Annotated in this window: 15 protein-coding genes and 1 pseudogene; 6 read left to right on the forward strand and 10 right to left on the reverse strand. The window is 66.0% G+C overall.

Features of this window, described 5'->3' with window-relative positions; genetic code table 11:
• The first annotated feature begins 96 nt into the window (after positions 1 to 96).
• Positions 97 to 1,074, forward strand: coding sequence for a hypothetical protein (locus QF031_RS21085; RefSeq protein WP_307432882.1), 978 nt, complete (start codon positions 97 to 99; stop codon positions 1,072 to 1,074).
• A gap of 15 nt (positions 1,075 to 1,089) precedes the next feature.
• Here QF031_RS21085 and QF031_RS21090 read toward each other — a convergent pair whose 3' ends face one another.
• A complete protein-coding gene (locus QF031_RS21090) occupies positions 1,090 to 1,728 on the reverse strand; it encodes a LysE family translocator (protein WP_307432885.1) in 639 nt (212 codons plus the stop codon).
• Between the two features lie 106 nt (positions 1,729 to 1,834).
• On the opposite strand from QF031_RS21090, the gene QF031_RS21095 reads away from it, so the two are divergent.
• Positions 1,835 to 2,290 carry an Lrp/AsnC family transcriptional regulator gene (locus tag QF031_RS21095; protein WP_370874547.1) on the forward strand — a complete coding sequence of 152 codons (456 nt, stop codon included), beginning with the start codon at positions 1,835 to 1,837 and terminating at the stop codon, positions 2,288 to 2,290.
• A 21-nt stretch (positions 2,291 to 2,311) separates the two neighbouring features.
• Here the strand turns inward: QF031_RS21095 and QF031_RS21100 are convergent, their stop codons facing one another.
• The 3 genes from QF031_RS21100 to QF031_RS21110 form a co-directional block, all read right to left on the reverse strand.
• Positions 2,312 to 2,824: a hypothetical protein gene (locus QF031_RS21100; RefSeq protein WP_370874548.1), complete on the reverse strand. Its 513-nt coding sequence runs from the start codon at positions 2,822 to 2,824 to the stop codon at positions 2,312 to 2,314.
• Between the two features lie 146 nt (positions 2,825 to 2,970).
• Entirely contained in the window at positions 2,971 to 4,455 is a 1,485-nt protein-coding gene (locus QF031_RS21105) for a WXG100 family type VII secretion target (RefSeq protein WP_307432893.1), read from the reverse strand.
• A gap of 66 nt (positions 4,456 to 4,521) precedes the next feature.
• Complete coding sequence (locus QF031_RS21110) at positions 4,522 to 4,980, reverse strand: Lrp/AsnC family transcriptional regulator (protein WP_307433568.1); 459 nt, start codon at positions 4,978 to 4,980, stop codon at positions 4,522 to 4,524.
• A gap of 326 nt (positions 4,981 to 5,306) precedes the next feature.
• On the opposite strand from QF031_RS21110, the gene gluQRS reads away from it, so the two are divergent.
• The 3 genes from gluQRS to QF031_RS21125 all read left to right on the forward strand — a co-directional run bounded on the left by gluQRS (position 5,307) and on the right by QF031_RS21125 (position 7,771).
• On the forward strand, positions 5,307 to 6,203 hold the full coding sequence (gene gluQRS, locus QF031_RS21115; protein WP_307432896.1) for a tRNA glutamyl-Q(34) synthetase GluQRS: 897 nt from the start codon (positions 5,307 to 5,309) through the stop codon (positions 6,201 to 6,203).
• Positions 6,204 to 6,212: 9 nt separating this feature from the next.
• Entirely contained in the window at positions 6,213 to 6,827 is a 615-nt protein-coding gene (locus tag QF031_RS21120; RefSeq protein ID WP_307432899.1) for a phosphohydrolase, read from the forward strand.
• A gap of 46 nt (positions 6,828 to 6,873) precedes the next feature.
• A protein-coding gene (locus tag QF031_RS21125) for an IS5 family transposase (protein ID WP_307432901.1) occupies positions 6,874 to 7,771 on the forward strand; the annotation gives its coding sequence in 2 pieces (ribosomal slippage) (positions 6,874 to 7,224 and positions 7,226 to 7,771; 897 coding nt in all).
• Here QF031_RS21125 and QF031_RS21130 read toward each other — a convergent pair.
• Positions 7,768 to 9,084, reverse strand: a complete 1,317-nt coding sequence (locus tag QF031_RS21130) for an ATP-binding protein (RefSeq protein WP_307432904.1) — start codon at positions 9,082 to 9,084, stop codon at positions 7,768 to 7,770. The two genes, QF031_RS21125 and QF031_RS21130, sit on opposite strands and share 4 nt — an antisense overlap.
• Positions 9,085 to 9,112: 28 nt before the next feature.
• Positions 9,113 to 10,060: an L-lactate dehydrogenase gene (locus tag QF031_RS21135; protein ID WP_307432906.1), complete on the reverse strand. Its 948-nt coding sequence runs from the start codon at positions 10,058 to 10,060 to the stop codon at positions 9,113 to 9,115.
• 86 nt (positions 10,061 to 10,146) lie between these two features.
• Between QF031_RS21135 and ggt the strand changes: the two genes are divergently transcribed.
• On the forward strand, positions 10,147 to 11,976 hold the full coding sequence (gene ggt / locus QF031_RS21140) for a gamma-glutamyltransferase (protein ID WP_307432908.1): 1,830 nt from the start codon (positions 10,147 to 10,149) through the stop codon (positions 11,974 to 11,976).
• A gap of 87 nt (positions 11,977 to 12,063) precedes the next feature.
• Here ggt and QF031_RS21145 read toward each other — a convergent pair whose 3' ends face one another.
• From QF031_RS21145 to QF031_RS21160, 4 genes and pseudogenes are all read right to left on the reverse strand, one after another.
• Complete coding sequence (locus tag QF031_RS21145; RefSeq protein WP_307432910.1) at positions 12,064 to 13,578, reverse strand: amino acid permease; 1,515 nt, start codon at positions 13,576 to 13,578, stop codon at positions 12,064 to 12,066.
• 45 nt (positions 13,579 to 13,623) lie between these two features.
• Positions 13,624 to 15,055, reverse strand: a pseudogene (locus QF031_RS21150) (aspartate ammonia-lyase).
• 8 nt (positions 15,056 to 15,063) lie between these two features.
• Positions 15,064 to 16,146 (reverse strand): asparaginase, encoded by a 1,083-nt coding sequence (locus QF031_RS21155; RefSeq protein WP_307432912.1) that lies wholly within the window; start codon positions 16,144 to 16,146, stop codon positions 15,064 to 15,066.
• A 30-nt stretch (positions 16,147 to 16,176) separates the two neighbouring features.
• The gene (locus QF031_RS21160; protein WP_307432914.1) at positions 16,177 to 16,884 is read right to left on the reverse strand and encodes a FadR/GntR family transcriptional regulator; all 708 of its coding nucleotides are present in this window, start codon (positions 16,882 to 16,884) and stop codon (positions 16,177 to 16,179) included.
• Between the last annotated feature and the right edge of the window lie 7 nt (positions 16,885 to 16,891).

Below are 16,891 nucleotides of genomic sequence, written 5' to 3' on the forward strand. Positions count from 1 at the left end.
TTTCCTGAAAATGGTGCCGGGGACAAGGCCTTGTGCATCCAGCCGTCCCGGACGCCGGGCATCCAGCACGGAACACCTCCCGGTTAGCATGGAAGGATGAGCGCCGGGGACACTGCACCGATCTACTGGGACAGCCGCGATCTCACGCCCTTTGGGCCGGCCCATCTCCGTACGCCTGTCCACGATCTCGCCGGAGGGGTAGGCGGCCTGCTGACCGGGGTCCTGGGCGGCCGCAACCCAGCACTGCTGTCCATTGACGGTGAGGTGCCGCGGCTCAAGCGGCTCATGCCCAAGCAGGCCAGGGCGGTGCACGAAGCCGTCTTCACCAGCCGGGAGCCGGAAGGGCTGATCACCCTGGCGCGGGCGTATCCCGGGTGGGCGGGTCTCTGCTACCTGATGGCTGGGCTGCTGGTGTACAAGCACGGCGGTTACCTGCGTGCTTCCGAGCTCCTCCAGCGGGGGCTCACCACCAGGAACGACGACGAAGCGAACCGCTACTCCTCCACCTACCTCACCAGGATTGTCACCAGGATCGAACTCGCCGAGAGGGTGGAGATCCCCGTGCTGTTCAGCGAGGAGGGGGTGTTCCTCGCCCTGGCCCATTCGCTGCGCGAAACCGGCCGCACCGAAGCCGCGCTCGATGCACTGGCCGGGCTTCCGCCGTCGCTGCCCATGGCCCTGGCGCGCTGCTCGCTGGCCCTTACCCTGGGACGCAGCCGCACCGTCATCGACTGGACGGAGGGACTGCTGAACGCGGACGACCTCTCCGCCGCCCTGCTGCTGGTCCGGGCACGTGCCCTCCGCCGGGAGGGCAGGCTGGATGCCGCACACGAGGCAATCGCCGAGGTCCTCCGCCGCCGCAAGACCCATCTGGTGCTCCGCAATGACGCGTTGACGGACCGGGCGCTGCTGGTGCTCGAATCAAGCCGCCGGTCCCTGAACCCGCGTGACTGGGGTCGCCGGCGCCCGGACCCGGAACCGCAGCGGGAGCTGGAGGGTCCGGTGCCCATCCGCAAGGATGAGGAGATGCGGCGGATCTGGGAGCAGGACTGGAAGGACCTCAGCGGGGATTAGGACTGCGTCCGGGAATCAGGCGCGGCCAGCCAGGAAAGGCGCCACCTGCTCGCCCAGCAGCAGGGCTCCCAGGGCCACCATGATGATGCCGCTGGCCAGGGTCACCGCCCGCGCAGCGCCGGGCCTGCTCTGCAGCAGAGTGCGCGAGAGCAGGGCCACCACCGTGTAAACGATTCCAGCCAGCGCCACGAAGGTCAGGCCCAGCAGCCCGGATTGCACCGGCACGGGGAGGGAGGCGTCGGCGCTGACGAACTGCGGAATGAGGGCAACGTAGAAGAGCAGGCCCTTCGGGTTAATCCCGCTGGTACCCATGCCCTGCAGGAAGGTGCGCAGCTGGGTGCCGGGGCCGGTGGCGTCCGCACTGAAGCTGGCAGCCCGCCAGGACCGCAGCGTTCCCACCCCAAGCCACAGCAGGTAGCCCGCACCCGCCAGGGTGATCCAGCCCAGGACGCCGGGCATGCCCGCGAGCACTGCGGCCAGGCCGGCCACCAGCAGTGCGGTGTGGAGGACATAGCCGCCGCAGAGCCCCGCCACCGCCGGAACAAAGCTGCGTTGACGGAGCCCTGCCGAAATGGTGTAGGCCCAGTCCACTCCCGGGGTGCAGGCCAGTGCTGCGGCCACCACCAAAAAGGCCAGGAACAGCTGCGGATTCATGGGTTCTCTCCTGTCGAACGCTCTCAGGAGCAACCATAGGGAGAATCCGGCCAAAAGTGCTGTCCGGTTTTCGCCCGCCCCGCGGCTTGGGCAGTATATTTATTGCGTGCTGGATCGAATCGACAGAAATATCTTGCGCCACCTCCAGGAGGATGGCCGCATGACTGCCACCGCCCTCGCCGCCAAGGTCGGCCTGACCGTGGCGCCATGCCACCGCCGGCTGCGGGATCTGGAACAGTCCGGCGTGATCCGCGGGTACAAAGCTGATATCGACCCCGCCGCCGTAGGCCTGGGCTTCGAGGCAATTGTGTTTGTCACGCTCCGCCAAGTGGACAGGTCCACGATGGAAGTCTTCGAAAACCAGGTGGCCGATAACCCCAACATTGTGGAGGCACAACGCCTCTTTGGATCCCCGGACTACTTATTGAAGGTTATTGCCGAGGACCTGCCCGCTTATCAGCGCTTCTACGACACCGAGCTGACGTCCCTGCCGGGCGTGGAGCGGCTGACGTCAACGCTGGTCATGAAGAACCTGAAGTCCAACGCCGGGCCGCCGGTGTAGCAGCCAACGCAGGGCTTCAGGTCAGGCTGCGGGCAGGACATGGACGATGATGACCTGTGTGTCCTTGCTGCCGTCGAAGCGAAGATCGTAGTTCACCGTAAGTCCTGTTCCGGTGCCGGGCGTGATGGAGAAATCACTTTTTGAGGTCGGATCCGCCTTCGTGCTGTCGATCCACTCTTCAGCGGACTCCGCCGATATGCCATACCGCTGCACGCCGTCCCTGATCAGCTCAAAGAACTCCTCCGGGGAGTTGGCGGTGAGGAAATAGGTGACCTCACTGAAGTCGGTTCGCGTATCCGTGGTGTTGAAACGGATCCTGTCCGTCGCGGCCGTAATTTCACCGTTGGGAGCCAGGATGCTGAGGTTGATCTTGCCCGAGCCGCGGGTGTTGACCTCGGGCCCGTAGCTGTCCTGGGTGACACGGACCGCGTTCTTTTCCAGTCGCCCCGAGCTCATGTCCAGCCGCGCCGTCTTGGTGTTGCGGATACTTTCCACGCCGGCGGCGTCAAGGGTGGAGAATGCTGAGGTTTTCACTGTGCTCCCTGCAGAAGATGACGTGGATGTTGCTGGATCGGCGGGTGCCGGCACTGCTGTACGGCAGCCGGCCAGGACAAGGAGTGCAAGGAGGCCAAGGACGACGGCGGAGCCCTTGCCGGATGCGCCGCGCCAGCGGAGTCGGGTCACTGGTGGACCTCCGCGCCGAACCCGTCAAGGAACCGGTCCATGATGCCCGCCACGTTGTTGGTGGGGCGGTACTGGTCCACCCGGCCGTCGAAGTCCGAGCCAATGATTTGCGCTGCACGGGCCGGGTCCGTTGCCAGCAGGTGCTGGTAGGCCGGCAGGGTGTCCTGCTTGATGAGATTCCAGCGCTGGTCCGCGTCCGCGATGTTGCCATCCGGGAAGCCCGTTGTGAAGTCGGTTCGGAATTGGGCCGGGTTGTCCCAGTTGGTAAAGGGGATGTTCTCCGGTCCGGGGCTTTCCACCCTGGAAGTGTAGGGAAAGACTTCAGGGTAGCTCCTGGCGCCGGGGATGGAGGGTTCGCCGGCAAGCGTCACCATATATGTCACTGCTTCGCCGCCCGGGTGGCTGCGCATGTTGTCATAATCGTCGGCGATGATCTCGTTTTGCTCGCGGTACAGCAGTGTTGTGTTGCCATCCCGGACCTGGTCCGGGTTGCCCGAATCGATCTGCGCCCACGCGTTGGCCGTGCCGTAGTCAATGGCGCCTGAGTCGCGAAGCCGGTTGATCTCGTCGATCCCGCCGCTCATGTACGCCTGGTGCTGACGGGCCTGGTCCAGGAAGATCTCCTTGTTCATGTCCAGCATGCTGGTTTCGTAATAACGGATCTCCTGGTCCGTCATGCCTGCCAGCTGTTCGAGCTGGTCCACGACCGGAAGGGGTATGTCCGAAGCCGGGTTGTCAGTGATCTGCCGGGCCAGATCCCGAAGCATGGCCATGTCCCGGAACCCGCCGGCGAAGGACGGGCCAATCATGTTCGCCATGCCTGCCCACTGTAGGTCCGGGTTGGAAAGGTAGGCCTGGCCGTAAAAGTCGTAAACCTTGGCAATGGTTTCCCAGTTGTATTCCGTGCCCTTGGACGTGTCCCAATCCGCTGGGTCGATGCCCATTTCCAGCATCGCCTGGCCGTTCCAGTAGGAATCGAGAAAGTCCCGATACCCCTTGGAGTTCGTGCTGATCAGGCCTGAATCCGCGGCGGAATCCATGGCGCTCTTGGCTGCATCCGGGTTGGCTTGGGCCCACTGCCGGAAATCATCGCTGAGCAGGTACGCGCGCCGCTCCGCAGGTGTCATGGAGGTCAGCAGAGCTGTCAGGTCCTGGGCCGTTTCCCCGCCTCCGGTTCCGGAGCCCCTGCCACCGCCGGACCCGCCGGATCCACTGCTGCTGGCCTTCTCTTGTTCGTCTGCGTTGGCCAGCAGATCCTTCGCTGCGAGCTCCAGCCCTGCGGTGGCCGACCTCAGCAGTTTGGCGTGGGCTGAGGTCCATTCGCTGCGGAACCTGTCACCGTCCCTGCCTTTCCATTGGCCTGAACCGATGCTGCTGCCAAGCTGTTGTTCCAAGCCGTTCAGCCGGTTTGCGCCGCGGGACAGCTCCTTGGCGAGCTGCCGGAGCTGCGCCACATCCCCGCCGTAAAAGTTCCCCGCCATGTGATCCCCCCGTTGGTTCCTCCACGCCAGCCTAGCCCGGCCGCCCTTCACCGGCGATGGGGAGCACTATCCTTCCAGCAGCCCGGTGGTGCGGTACGGGATGACCTCGCGCAGGAACATGCTGGTGGACGTCCGGACGATGCCGGGGCAGAGGCGGATCTCTTCGGAGACGCGGTAGAGGTCGTCCGGGCTTCTAGCCACCACACGGATGAGGAGGTCCGTGTCCCCGGCCGGCGCATGGCACTCCAGGACTTCGGGAATCTTGCGCAGGGCGGCGATGGCCTCGTCCAGGTGGCTCTGGTCAAGTTCTGCGCTCACAGCGGCGGCCACGCCCCGGCCCAGGGCCGATGGCAGTACGCGGCTGCTGTTGGGGCGGAGGGCACCCGATGCCGTCATCCGCTCCAGCCGCGACTGTACCGTCCCGCGTGCCAGGCCCAGCTTTTGGGCCAGCACCATCACGGGGACGCGCGGATCATCGTCCAGGGCATTCAGGATTCGCTTGTCTGTTGGATCGAGTTCCTGCAATTTGATCACTTCCTCTCGTCCTGGACCACAGGAAGTGATCAGAATGACTAGCCTAAGTCCTGCTTGTTGCCCCAACTGTATGGGCTCTGCTGAAATAGTGGCAACAAGGGCACAAGCTACCGCTGAATCCCGCAGGCTTACAGGATCCCCGGCACACCACCCGGTCCCTGGACCTCGCTTCCCGCAAGGAGGCCGCCGCTGATTGAGACTTGTTCACACCATGCTCACTCTAAAAACACGGCAAGGGCCCCTGAGCTACCGACGTCGGATTTCCGCAGTCATCGGTAGCTGAGGGGCTCTTGTGTTCTTCCGCCTAAGGTGGAGCCATGACCTCCGCCGGCCGCTTCGCCCCCAGTCCCTCCGGCGAGCTGCATGTCGGGAACCTGCGGACCGCCATCCTTGCCTGGCTTTTTGCCCGCTCCACGGGCCGGAGGTTCCTGTTACGCGTGGAGGACCTTGACCGGGCCCGCACCGGGGCGGAAGCGGTGCAGCTTCGTGACCTGTCGGCGATCGGCGTGACCTGGGACGGCGACATAGTCCGGCAAACCGACCGTGGACCGCTGTATGACCAGGCAATCGCGCGGCTGGCGGAAGCAGGGCTCACCTATGAGTGCTTCTGCACGCGCCGGGAGATCCAGGAGGCGGCGTCCGCACCACACGCCCCGCAGGGCGCCTACCCCGGAACCTGCCGCAACCTGGACCCTGCCGAGCTGGAGTTCAAGCGTTCTCTCCGGCCATCGGCCCTCCGGCTGCGCGCCGGGGTTGCGGCGTTCACTGTGAACGATGTCCTCCACGGCCAGTTCACCGGCGTGGTGGACGACTTCGTGCTGCGCCGCAATGACGGGGTGGTGGCGTATAACCTGGCCGTCGTGGTGGATGATGCCGAACAGGGCATAGACCAGGTGGTCCGGGGCGACGATCTGCTCCCGTCCACGCCCCGGCAGGCCTACCTGGCCTCACTTCTGGATATTCCTATACCGGAATATGCGCACGTTCCCCTCGTGGTGAACCGCGACGGCGCGCGCCTGGCAAAGCGGGACGGTGCTGTCACGTTGACTGACCTGGCCCAGGCCGGAGCGAGTGCCGAAGCGGTGCGGGACCGGCTGCTCGCTTCGTTGGGATTGCCCGCCGGAACCCTGGACCACGCCCTTGAGGCTTTTGACCCGGCGCACCTGCCGAGGGAGCCGTGGGTCTGGCCGGGCATTGCCCAGCCCGAGCCTTAGGCTTGGTGCATGCCAGACGAGTACATTCCGCATCAGAGCCCTGCACCCAGCTTCACGGTGGAGACCGCCAAGGTCCTGGCCGAGGTGGCGCACAACCGGCAAAAGGACAAACTCAAGCGGCCGTACCGCGACCACGTCCTGGCCGTGGGCGACGCCCTGGCGGACTTCGACGATGAGATCCGGATTGCCGGATACCTCCACGACGTCGCGGAGGACACGCCCATGACCCGGCTGGCCCTGCTGCAGATGGGCGTCCCTGAGCGCTCCGTGGACATCATCGAACGCGTCACCAACCGGCTGCACAGCAACCCGGACGACTACCAGGCCTGCATCCGCGAGATCGCGCAGGACCATGACGCTGCCCTGGTCAAGATCGCAGACAATGCGCACAATTCGCTGCCGGAGCGGGTCCAGGCGCTGGCGGAAAAGTGGCCGGAGAAACCGCCGGTCACCAAGTACCGGGATGCCCGGCCGGTGCTGTACGCCGCCGTGGAAGTGGAGGAGATCCGGAAGATCCTGGCCCGTGTGAACCCGTGGCTGCTCGAGGAATACGACGCGGAGCTGGACGAGGCGGACGACACTGACTACGAAAACCTCCGGTACGACGCCGGTCCCGGGGACTAGGGCGTGTCTCCTAATTCCTCATGTCGGTGTCGGGGATGCTTGATGGGTGTCGCGTACTTCTGTTTTGACTGATGGGCAGTGGGCCCGCATTCAGCCGTTGCTGCCGTCCTCTGCTGGCCGCCGGGGGCGTCCTTTCCGGGACGACCGCCGGGTGGTCGAGGGCATCATCTACCGGTATCGGTGCGGGATCGCTTGGCGGGATATGCCTTCCGAGTTCGGCCCGTGGCAGACCATTTGGAAGCGCCACCGCCGATATAGCGGTGACGGAACGTGGGACAGCATCTTGGCGGCACTTCTGACGGTCGCGGATGCGCGCGGTGAAGTGGACTGGTCTGTCTCGGTCGACTCGACGGTCAACCGTGCCCACCAACACGGCACCAACCTTCCCCGCGCCACAGGGGGCCGGCTCGAATTACATGAATCTGTTTGCTGAGCCGGAAGACCATGCAATTGGGCGCTCCCGCGGCGGACTGAGCACCAAGATTCACGCCCTGGTTGACGGCAAGGGCAGGCCTTTGGTGCTGCTGGTCGCGCCGGGCCAGGGCGGAGACGCGCCGATGTTCGCTCACCTCATGAACCATTTGAAGGTCAACAGGGCGGGTCCGGGCAGGCCACGAACCCGCCCGGAGCGGATCCGCGGTGACAAGGCCTACTCATCCAGAGCCATCCGGACTCACCTCCGGGACCGCGGCATCATCGCTGTCATCCCGCAACCTTCCGACCAGATCGGCCATCGGAAGCGACGAGGATCCACCGGCGGCAGGCCGCCGGTCTTCGACAAAGTGGACTACAAAGGCCGCAACGTCGTCGAACGCAATTTCAACACCTTCAAACAGTGGCGAGCCCTGGCAACCCGCTACGACAAACTCGCCCTCACTTACCGGGGCGGAGCAGTCCTCCGAGCAATCAACATCTGGCTGACATCTTTAGGAGACACGCCCTAGACCCGCCCCAGGGCCTCAATGTCCTCGAGGAAGTCCGCCTGCACTTCCGGACTCACCGTGGTGCGGGTATCGCCGATGGCGTCCAGGTAGTCCTGCGTGGAGGGCCCCTTCCGCACCGCCTCGCGGACGGAAACGTCACCCCCGGACGCCAGCCCGCCGTCGTCGTACACTGCTTTTTCCAGCGCCCGCTGGGAGGCGCTCCGGGCTGCGTACTCAATATCCGCCGGGGAAAAGCCTTCAGTACGCTCCACCAGCAGCTCCACGTCCACGGCATCCACCACGGCCGCGGGGATGAACCGCTGCCACATCGCCTCGCGGGCCTGGCGGTCCGGCAACCCGATAGGGATCACGTAGTCGAACCGGCCATGGCGCAGGAAGGCCGAGTCCAGGGCGCGGATGAAGTTGGTGGCGCAGACCAGGAGCCGGCCCGGTTGTTCGCGGAACGCAGGGATGATCTTGAGCAGCTCGTTGGTCACGCCCTGCAGCGGTGACGGCGGGTCCCCGGCCCGCTGGGAGGCGATCTCCTCCACCTCGTCGATGAACACCACGGCGTGCTCCAGCTCGGCGATCTCCAGGAAAGTTTCGCGGAGCGCGCCGGCCAGTCCCTGGGGATCGCCGGCCAGCCGGGAGGGGAACACTTCAACGAACGGCCATTCGAGCCGGGAGGCGATGGCCTTGGCGAAGGTGGTCTTGCCCGTTCCGGGCGGGCCGAACAGGACGACGGCGCGCGGCGGCACCACGCCGAATTCATCAGCCAGGTCCGCCTCGGCGAGCGGAAGCACCAGGCGGCGTTCGAGCAACTCCTTTTCCCTGCGCATGCCCGCCACGTTTTCCCATAGGTCGCGCGCCAGGACGCGGCCGCCGAGCTGGCCCAGCGCGCCGAGTTCCTGGCGCTGCACGGGGATGGTCCGCTCGAAGTAGCGCAGGTTCTTCTTGAGCGCGAAGCCGCGGCCCAGGAACGCCTCCACCCGGGTTTCGGACTCCGGCATCAGCGCCGACAGCTTGTTCAGGCCGTGCGGCGCCATCCGGTTTTCGACGGCGGCCAGCAGCGAGGTGCCAATCCCCCGGCCGCGGTACTCGGGCAGGGTGGCCAGGAAGACGATCCAGCCCTGGTCGTGTGCGGCGCGCCCCACCGCCGCGCCCACCACCTGGTCACCCTGCACCGCCACCACGGCGTGGTCCTTTTCGCAGGAGGCGAGGACCTCGGACAGGGCGTAGACAGGTTCGACGTTGTTTGCCTTGAGCGTCTCCCAGAGGTGCAGGATCCCGTCCAGGTCCGCTGAGTGGAAATCCCTGATGCGCCAGTTGGTCATGCGTTGCTCCTGTTGGTCGGTGTGGTTGTCAGAGGCCCAGGGCGTCCATGGTGTTCCGCAAGGTGTCCGCGGAGAGCCGCAAAGCCGCCAGCTCGCCGTCGTCCATGGGTGTTTCCAGGACGCGGTGCACGCCGCCGCGGCCCACCACGCTGGGGAGTGAAAGGGCCACTCCGGAGATCCCGTGAAGCCCGGACAGCACGGTGGAGACGGGCAGGACGGCGTTGTCGTCGCGGAGCAGCGCCTCCACAATCCTGGCGCCGGACAGGCCGATGGCATAGTTGGTGGCCCCCTTGCCGGCGATCACCTTGTAGGCGGCCTGCACCACTTCCTTTGCAGTGGTGGCAAGGTATTCGGGCGTAAAGATCCGCTCACCATGTTCCGTCCAGTCGCGGATGGGAACCGGGCCGATCGTGGCACCGGACCAAAGGGGAAATTCTGTATCGCCGTGTTCGCCCACCATGCTGGCGTGGACGCTGGTGACGGAAACCCCTGCCCGGCGCGCCAGCAGCCAGCGTAAGCGGGAGGTGTCCAGCACCGTGCCGGAGGAGAAGATCCGCTCTGTGGGCAGTCCGGAAATGCGCTGGGCGGCTACCGTCAGGACATCGCAGGGGTTGGTCACCAGGACATAGACAGCGTCCGGTGCGCGTTCAAGCAGGGGCGGCATCAGTTGTTCCAGGATCCGCACGTTGGTGCCGGCGAGGTCCAGGCGGCTTTGTCCGGGATTCTGCTTGGCGCCCGCCGTGATGACCACGACGTCGGCGCCTTCCGTTACGGCGATATCGCCGCCTCCGGTGACGGTCGCCGAGGCTGCAGCGAACTGGCTTCCGTGCGCCAGGTCCAGGGCTTCGGCCTCCGCCTTGGGTGCGTTGACGTCGAACAACGCGATGTTGCTGGCAGAGCCGCGGATCAGCGCCGCATACGCCAGCGAAGTTCCGACGCTCCCGGCGCCCACTACTGCGAGCTTCGATCCTGCCATGGTGCCCGTCCTTCCGGAGTCGTTGAGAGTGTCCTACCCGAAGAGTAGCGTGGCCAACATCACTCGACCCCCACTTAGGAGCCACCATGCCACATCTCGGACGCCGGCTCGCAGCTGTTACTGCGGCGCTGGCGATGAGCGTCACCACAGGGGCCATCAGCCCGGCCTCCGCCGATCCCCGGCAGACCGACAAGGATCCCACAGCCACCGGTTACGGTGGTGCGGTCAGCACCGTGGACCCGGACGCGTCAGCGGCGGCCATCGAAGTCCTCAGCAAGGGCGGAAATGCCGTGGATGCCGCCGTCGCTGCGGCAGCCACCCTTGGCGTCACCGAACCGTACAGTGCCGGAATCGGTGGCGGCGGCTATTTCGTGTACTACGACGCGAAGTCCGGGAAGGTCAGCACCATTGACGGGCGCGAAACCGCGCCGGCGGGAATCAAGCAGGATGCCTTCATCGATCCCGCCACCGGCAAGCCATACCGCTTCACCCCCGAATTGGTCACCAGCGGTGTCTCGGTGGGTGTCCCGGGCACACCGGCTACGTGGGAGCGGGCGCTGGAGCGCTGGGGTACAGTCAGCCTGAAGGACGCGCTGAAGCCTGCCATCAAAGTGGCAGACCGCGGGTTTGTGGTGGATGAGACCTTCCGCAGCCAGACCCAGGACAACCAGACGCGGTTCGCGGCCTTCACCTCCACCAAGGACCTGTACCTGCAGGGCGGCAAGCTGCCCGAGGTTGGCTCAATCTTCAAGAACCACGACCTCGCGGCCACCTACCGCATGCTGGCCAAGGATGGCATGAGTGCGTTCTACAACGGCCCGCTGGCCGAGGAGATCGCTAAGACGGTGCAGAGCCCGCCCAAGTCCCCGGACACCACCCTCCCGGTGCCCGTCGGTTCCATGACGGCGGAGGACCTTGCCGACTACGAAGCGCTGGACCAGGACCCCACCCACGTGAACTACCGCGGCTATGACGTCTACGGCATGGCACCCTCCAGCAGCGGCGGCACCACCGTGGGGGAGTCGCTGAACATCCTGGACGTATTCGACCTGCCAGGCCTGAAGGATGACCCGGCCGTGCTGCACCACTACCTGGAGGCCAGCGCCCTGGCGTTCGCGGACCGCGGCAAGTACGTGGGGGATCCCGCCTTCGTGGATGTGCCCACCGAGGCCCTGACCGATCCGATCTTCGGCAAGGAACGCTCTTGCGAACTCGACCCCAACCACGCAGCCACCAAGCCTGTCCAGCCCGGTGACGTCACCTCATACGACGGCACCTGCCCCGTGGAACCGGCGGCGCTCGCGGACGAGAAGGACACGGAGAACATCTCCACCACGAACATGACGGTCTCGGACAAGTGGGGCAACGTGGTCGAATACACGCTGACCATCGAACAGACCGGCGGCTCCGGAATGGTTGTTCCCGGCCGCGGGTTCCTGCTGAACAACGAGCTCACCGACTTCTCCACGGAGTACAAAGCCACTGACCCCAACCGGATCGAGCCGGGCAAGCGGCCTCGTTCATCCATGTCGCCCACCATCCTGCTGGAGGACGGCAAGCCGTTCCTTGCCCTGGGCTCGCCTGGCGGCTCCACCATCATCACCACGGTCCTGCAGACCATCGTCAACCGGATTGACCTGGGCATGAGCACCCCGGATGCCATTGCGGCCCCCCGTGCTTCGCAGCGGAACACCGCCAGCGTCACCGCCGAACCGGCCTTCATCGACAAGTACGGAAAGGCGTTGACCGACCGTTTCGGCCATAAGCTGACCCCGTCGGGCGACTCGTTCACGTCCGCCTCGGAGATCGGCGCAGCCACCGCCATCGAGTTCCTTGAGGACGGGCGGGTCCTGGCTGCAGCCGAGCCTGTGCGGCGCGGCGGCGGCTCGGCCATGGTGGTCAAGCCGTCCAAGTGACGGGCAGGAACTGCCGTTAAACCCCGACGGCGGCACCCGGGTTCTTCACCAAAAAGAACCCAGGTGCCGCCGTCGACGTTAAAGCTGTTACTTCTTGAAGGTGTCAGCAGGCGCGTTGGCCACCACCGGGGACATTCCGGTGAAACCTTCGCGGGTCTCGGCGATTTCACGGATGCGGTGGCGGCAGGCGTACCAGCCGATGACCATGAGGACCGAGGCGATGGCCGTCACCAGCATGGTCAGCGGGGAGTCGATGAACACCATCACCAGGACGCCTACCAGGAAGAGCAGCGACAGGTAGCCGGTGTAGGGGGCGCCGAACATGCGGAAGGAGGGGCGCTCCACCCAGCCTTTGTCGGCCCAGCGCTTGAGCTGGATCTGGCAGAGCACGATCGTGGCCCACGTCATGACGATGCCCACGGAGGCGATGTTCAGGACGATTTCGAAGGCTTGGGCGGGGACCAGGTAGTTCAGCGGGACACCCAGCAGGGAGACGACGGCGGTGATGGCGATGCCGCCGTAGGGGACGCCGGCCTTGTTCATGCGGGAGGCAAACTTGGGCGCGGAGCCGTTGACGGACATGGAGCGCAGGATCCGTCCGGTGGAGTAGAGCCCGGCGTTCAGCGAGGACAGGGCGGCGGTGAGGACCACGAGATTCATGATGACGTCCACGCCCTGGATGCCGATGGAGCCGAAGAACGTCACGAAGGGGCTGACGCCCTTCTGGTAGGAGGTGAACGGCAGCAGCAGGGCCAGCAGGATCACGGAGCCGACGTAGAACACGGCGATGCGGAAGACCACGGAGTTGATGGCCTTGGGCATGATCTTTTCGGGGTTCTCGGTTTCACCGGCGGCGGTGCCGACCAGTTCGATGGAGGCGTAGGCGAACAGGACACCCTGCATGAGGATGATCATGGGCAGCAGGCCGTTGGGGAAGATCCCGCCGTTGTCGGAAAGCAGGCTGATGCCCACCTGCTGGCCGTCCACGGGGGTGCCGAAGATGACGAAGTAGGTGCCGATGATGAGGAACGCGACCAGGGCGGCGACCTTGATCAGGGCGAACCAGAATTCCATTTCGCCGAAGACCTTCACGGAGACCAGGTTCAGGGCCAGGACCACCACGAGGGCGGTCAGCGCCCAGGCCCACTGCGGGACGTCGGCCATCCAGGGGATGTAGTTGCCGAAGAAGTGCATGTAGAGGGCGGCGGCGGTGATGTCCACGATGGTGGTGGTGGCCCAGTTGATCCAGTAGAACCAGCCGGAGACGAACGCGGCCTTCTCACCGAAGAACTCGCGGGCGTAGGACACGAACGAACCCGACGAGGGGCGGTGCAGGACCAGTTCGCCCAGGGCGCGCAGGATCAGGAACGCGAAGAACCCGCACACGGCGTAGGCGATGACCAGGGACGGGCCCGCGGCGTTCAGCCGGCCGCCGGCGCCCAGGAACAGTCCGGTGCCGATCGCGCCGCCGATAGCGATCATCTGGATCTGCCGCGGCTTGAGGTTCTTGTGGTAGCCCTTGTCCTCCGCGTGCAGGGAGGTCTCGGACGCATGCGCGTGACCACCATCAATCAGGTGGTCAGGGAGCGGGGTATTTGTCATGGGGGGTGTCCTTACAGACGGGGATATTGAGGGGGCGGGTGGGGACTACTTGCTGAGGTTGGCCAGGCGTTCGGGGCTGAGGAGTTCCTGGAGCTGGGCGTCGGTGAGGAGCCCGTGTTCCAGGACGAGTTCGGCCACGCCCTTGCCGGTGGCAAGTGCTTCCTGCGCGATGGCAGTGGCGGTGGCGTAACCGAGGTGGGGGTTCAGGGCGGTGACCAGGCCGATGGACTGTTCCACGGTGCGGCGCAGGTGCTTGGTGTTGGCGGTGATTCCGCGGATGCAGCGGGCCGTAAGGGTGCGGCAGGCCGCCTCCAAGTGGGAGATGCTTTTATGAAGGCTGTGCACGATGATCGGTTCGAAGGCGTTGAGCTGCAGCTGCCCGGCTTCGGCGGCCATGGTGATGGTGACGTCGTTGCCGATCACCTCGTAGGCCACCTGGGAGACCACTTCCGGGATGACCGGGTTGATCTTGCCGGGCATGATCGAGGACCCGGACTGGACGGCCGGCAGGTTGATCTCGCCGAAGCCGGCGCGCGGGCCTGAGGAGAGCAGGCGGAGGTCGTTGCAGATCTTGGACAGCTTGACCGCCACCCGCTTGAGCACGCCGGACAGGTGGACGAAAGCGCCCACGTCCTGGGTTGCCTCGATGAGGTCGACGGCGGTCACCAGCGGCAGTCCGGTGATCTCGGCCAGGTGCCGGCAGGCTGCGTCGGCGTAGCCGGCGGGCGCGTTAAGGCCAGTGCCGATGGCGGTGGCGCCGAGGTTGATCTCATGGATCAGCAGCTCGGCTTCCGCCAAACGCAGGCGGTCCTCGCCGATGGTGACGGCGTAGCTGCCGAACTCCTGGCCCAGGGTCATGGGCACGGCGTCCTGCAGCTGGGTGCGGCCCATTTTCACGACGGTGCGGAATTCCAGGGCTTTGGCGGCGCAGGCGTCCTCGAGTTCTTCGAGTGCTGCCAGCAGTTCCCGGGCGGCGAAGATGGTGCCCAGCTTCACGGCGGTGGGGTACACGTCGTTGGTGGACTGGCTGAGGTTGACGTGGTCGTTCGGGTGCAGCCGCGCGTAGTCTCCCTTGGGATGCCCCAGGATTTCGAGGGCCCGGTTGGCGATGACCTCGTTGGCGTTCATGTTCGACGACGTCCCGGCGCCGCCCTGGACAACGTCCACCACGAACTGGTCGGCAAGGCGGCCGGCCATGACGTCCAGGCAGGCCTGCTCGATCGCTTCGGCGCGTTCGGCGTCCAGCAGGCCGAGCTCGCGGTTGGTGCGGGCGGCGGGCCAGCTTTACAGCGGCGAGTCCACGGACCAGGTGCAGGTTGGAGGACAGCTTCTGGCCGGTGATGGGGAAGTTCTCCACGGCGCGGAGCGTGTGAACGCCCCAGTAGGCGTCGGCAGGGACGTCCCGGTCCCCGAGCAGGTCGTGCTCGGACCTGGTTGGGGCGGAGGTTGCTTCCGCGGCTGTTTCGGTGATGGTCATGGTTGTCCTCACAGGGCTTCGTTGACGGGCGTGGACGGGTTGGTGGTGGGGAAAGCAGGGTTCAGGAAGTCGGTGGCCAGGAGCTGGCCCACAGGGTGGCTGCCGCCCAGTACCGGCGCGGTGGCGATGCCGGCGAGCGGCTCGGTGTCGACGCCCAGGGCTTCCAGCAGGCGGACGGTGGCGGGCATCCGGGCCCGGTCGCCGCCGTCGGAAATCTTCACGGCCACGGCCCTGCCGTCGGGAAGGCCCACCAGCTGCACGCCCTCAAAGCCGTCCTTGGCCACGGCGCCGGGCAGGAGGCGCATCAGCGCGGTGACGTCGCGGTCTTCGCCGGCCACCATCTCCGGGTGCTGCTGCATGGCGAGCCCGACGGCGGCTTCCGGGCTGCCGTCGTCGTCGTTTCCTTCCAAGAAGGCCGCGGCCTTCTTGGCGATCCGGCCGAAGGCGCGGGCCATGCCGCCGAGCGTCAGCGCGAACAGCGGGGTGCCACAGCCGTCGGTGCTGACGGCTGCCGGTTCCTCACCGGTCAGGTCGATGACAGTTTCCGCCACGAGCTGCTGCAGCGGGTGGGACGGGTCCAGGTAGCCCTGCACAGGCCAGCCGTTGAGCACGCAGGTGGCCACCATGGCGGCGTGCTTTCCGGAGCAGTTCTGGGTGATCCGGGTGGCGCTGCCGCCGGTGCCCAGCCAGTCCTCACGCTCGGCCGTGCCGTAGGGGAGGTCCGTGCTGTTTTCCAGGTCCGTGGTGGCAAGCCCGTGCAGTTCGAGGATGCGCAGGGCACCCTCGCGGTGTGCTGCCGCCCCCGAGTGGCTTGCGGCGGCCAGGGCCAGGAGGTCTGCGGGGAGTTCAAGGCCGGCCCGGACCATGGCCACTGCCTGGAGGGGCTTGAGCGCGGAGCGCGGATAGAACGGGGCCATAGGGTCACCCGCGGCTGCCGCCACTGAGCCGTCAGCCGCGAGGGCAACCGCGGAGCCGTAGTGCACGCTCTCCACCAGGCCGTCGCGGACGGCGGCGACCAGCGGAGTGTGCTGCGGCAGGGCCAGCTGGGCCGGAGCAGCGGTATGGGCAGCAGAAAACACGGGGGAGGGCATGGGGTCCTTGGAAGGGTTGGTTGAATCTGGCTAGTTGTTGAGGATGGAGTCCAGGGCTGCGCCCACGGCTTCCAGGTGGTGGGCCATGGCGGCGCGGGCGTCTTTCGCGGAGCCGGACTCGATGGCCGCAAGGATCTGCTGGTGCTCAATATCGGAGGCATGTTGGCGGTCAGCCACCATGTTCAGCGTCTCGGACTGGTGCGCCAGGGCATCCCTGATGTCCGCCACGACGCTCGCGAACACCTTGTTGCCACTGGCGCGGGCAATGGTGGCGTGGAAGCTGGAGTCCAGGGCCACCCAGGACTCCGGATCGGTTTCCGTGGCCATGGCGGCAACGATTCCGCGGAGGGTTTCCAGTTCCTCCGGAGTGCGGCGTTCAGCTGCCAACGCTGCAGCCGGGACCTCGATGTGCGGGCGCGCTTCCGTGAGGTCGCGCGCCGAGTACTGCCCCAGGGTGAGGTCGTTGGCCACCTTGCTGGCAATGACGAACGTGCCCTTGCCGGTCCTGGTGACCGTCAGGCCCAGTGCAGTGCAGGAGCGGAGGGCTTCCCGGATCACCGAGCGGCTCACCCCATACTCCTGCGCCAACGTGGCCTCCGAGCTGAGCTTGGTTCCCACCGGAATCGCACCGGACTCAATGTCCTCGCGGATGGCGTTGAACACCGCCTCGGCAGCACTCAGCCGGGCAAGGTGACGGAATACAGGCTGTCCTGCTGTCCGGCTGTCTGACAGGTTCACGCCTTAA

This window comes from Pseudarthrobacter defluvii (assembly GCF_030816725.1).
In the GTDB taxonomy this organism is placed as follows: Bacteria; Actinomycetota; Actinomycetes; order Actinomycetales; family Micrococcaceae; genus Arthrobacter; species Arthrobacter defluvii_A.